This window comes from Nostoc cf. edaphicum LEGE 07299, from assembly GCF_015207245.1.
Lineage (GTDB): Bacteria > Cyanobacteriota > Cyanobacteriia > Cyanobacteriales > Nostocaceae > Nostoc > Nostoc edaphicum_B.
In genome coordinates this window covers 1-2,708 of record NZ_JADEXF010000953.1, presented here as the reverse complement: position 1 = coordinate 2,708, position 2,708 = coordinate 1, and the positions used below count along the sequence as shown (strand labels likewise).

The 2,708-nt window shown below is 41.1% G+C and carries 1 protein-coding gene; it reads right to left on the bottom strand.

Annotation, left to right across the window (positions count from 1 at the left end):
- Positions 1-200 precede the first annotated feature (200 nt).
- Positions 201-2,339, bottom strand: coding sequence for a hypothetical protein (locus IQ229_RS23040; protein WP_194047742.1), 2,139 nt, complete (start codon positions 2,337-2,339; stop codon positions 201-203).
- Between the last annotated feature and the right edge of the window lie 369 nt (positions 2,340-2,708).

The following is a 2,708-nucleotide window of genomic DNA, read 5'->3' as shown; positions in this document are numbered from 1 at the left end:
GTACAGAACTACAAAAGCTTTGCTGATGTTAATATGTCATTATATAAGCGCTAATTATACATATATTACATATCTGTATACCTCATATTAACAACCTAATTGTATTAAATAACGTTGCAAAAATCATACTACTATGTTTTTTACAAAAATTAACACATAGCACAAAAATTAATATTTTTGAGTAAACAATAGTATTTTTTTTACGGACTACCTCGATATATTCCTCTACCGTTAGTGCCAATAAAGACTAGTCCGAATTTCTGCCAGCTAGCCTCCATTACATTAGGCTCATTGCCCATAGGTTGATGTGAAAAGGCGATATTTATCCATGTTTTTCCTTTGTCTAGAGAGCGAAATACTCCTTCGCCCATACCAGCAATTTTCCCATACAAATACAGTGCAGGAATTTTGCTTCCCTTCTGTGCCTTACCAAGAGCGAATAAATGAGCTTTCTTCACTTTCGGAATCTTGGCAAAGTTCACACCACCATTTGTTGAGCGATAAAGTCCGTGAGAGTTAAGACTGAGCCAGACTTCGCCTTTAACCCCCGGAACTGTTTTGAGCATAGACCAACTTTCTGAAGGCAACGATGAGTTTACAATCCTAAAGGATGCGCCTCCATTTTTACTACGGTATAACTTGCCACCACTGTAATAGTAAAAAGTGTTGCCATCTAATTTGTCAGCTACTAATGGTTGACCCCAGTACCACGGGCCTTTAGGGCCTTTGGGTAATCCTGATACTTTGCTCCAAGAAAATCCGCCATTGGTTGTGCGAATAGGCTGTCCTCGGTGAATAATTGCGACAAATAGATTTGGATTTGTAGCTGACATGGCTACACGCAAAGGTATTGTGTTCTTCGGAAACGAGGAAAATTTTTTCCATGTCACTCCCCCATCTCTCGAAGTTGCTCCCGTATAAGTATTGTTCCATCGATTACCACCAACACGTACCATTCGTGAAGGATTGCTTTCGCTATAAGCAAGGCCATAGGTATCCTGAAAGCGAGGACTATTTTTGCCGCCAAACTGCGTAGATGGGTAGACATCTAGCCCATTGCTGTGGTTAAACCCATCCGTATCAGCAACACCGCTCAACAATTTAGAGCCAGTTCGAGGCGAGGCTAGGGCGAAGCTAACTATCTGCTCATGTCCTTTTGCATAGTTCGACCAAACAGATGACTCTGCGTTGATGTTGTCTGTCCGCCATGTTCCATACCAGTCTGTCAACCATAACCGTCCAGGAGTTTTTGGGTCAAACTCAATAGCTGAGGTTGCGGAGGCAAAATACCACTTAGGCCACCAGGGCACTTGAGGTTTCAAGGTAGGCTGTTTCTGTTGCCATGTAGCTCCACCATCAGTAGATTGAAATATTACACGATTGTTTGTTGTAGAAACATACTGGTCATAAACAATTAAAAGGTGATTGGGATTGTTTGGATCTACAGCAATGGCATTAAATGTAGTTTTCGCGTTACTTGGTGTGATATCGCTCCAAATACTGTTTGCATATTTGCTGACACCTGACGTATGCGTTACATACAGAACTTTGTCCTTTGCCAGAGCCATTCGATTCACGTGTGATGGGCTTTCTGGTATTTTGCTCCAGGTAACACCCGCATCAGTGGATTTATATATGCCATCTCCATAGGCATTGACATAGACTAGTCCAGATATATTTTTGCTAAATACAATACCTGCAATTCCAATCTTTGCTTTCGACTTGTTGGGAAAGGATGCAACCTTGCCCCATGTTGTGCCACCATCTGAAGACTTCCATAGCCCATTCAATCGCGAGCCAAATAAAATAACGTTGGAATTAAAGGGATTCACGGCTAGCCTCTCTCCGAGCCAACGTTTAGTTTCATTGCCGCCCATTGGCAAGTCTATTTTCAGCTTATTCCAGGTTTTACCGCGATCGCTCGATTTAAAAATTGTTCCTAATCCACCCCAACTAGCAGTATATTTCCCTGCTGCGATGTATACAATATCTGGGTTATGTGGGTCAAGTGCTAAGGCTTCTCCCCCGTAGTAATTGCTGTGTTGCAAGCCAAATATATCTGTTAGCGGAATCCATTTGTAGTCTTTTGAATTCCAACGATAAAAGCCACCCATATCAGTTCTGATGTAGGCTAAATTCCGCTCTCGTGGATGCAAATGAATGCCTGTAACATAACCACCTCCTCCGATAGATACATTAGTCCAGTGATAGCCTGATGTAGCACTCCAACTAGATTCAAGGGGTGTAAATTTGACGACAATAGCCAGCGTAATTATAGCAATACAAGTTGTTTTCGCTAGCAGCCTCCAGAAACGGCGATCGCTCATTACTATTTTCATGAGATTTGCAAGTATTTACTTTAATTTACTTTACAAGAAGTAAATTAAAGTAAAGTAAATCAGGTACAGCTAGGTGGATATCTGGGTGGATAATTTTATTGAACCCTGGAGGATGCTGTCTGCATTGAGACAATATTGACCATCAGGCAGTTTTCTGATTGCTGTTTAAGAAGGAAACTTTACTAAGAATTATTAATAAATTTTTAAGTAACAATGTAGTACGATCCTGTAAGTTTACTTAGGCGAATCGCAAAACCCCACCTAGATTTTGTAATTCCGCAGCCAGTTCCCGACTTTAAAGGATTTTTAATGGCCAATCATACAGAAATCTCTGCGGGTTACCCTAGCAGTTTGAGAAAATTAGTAGCG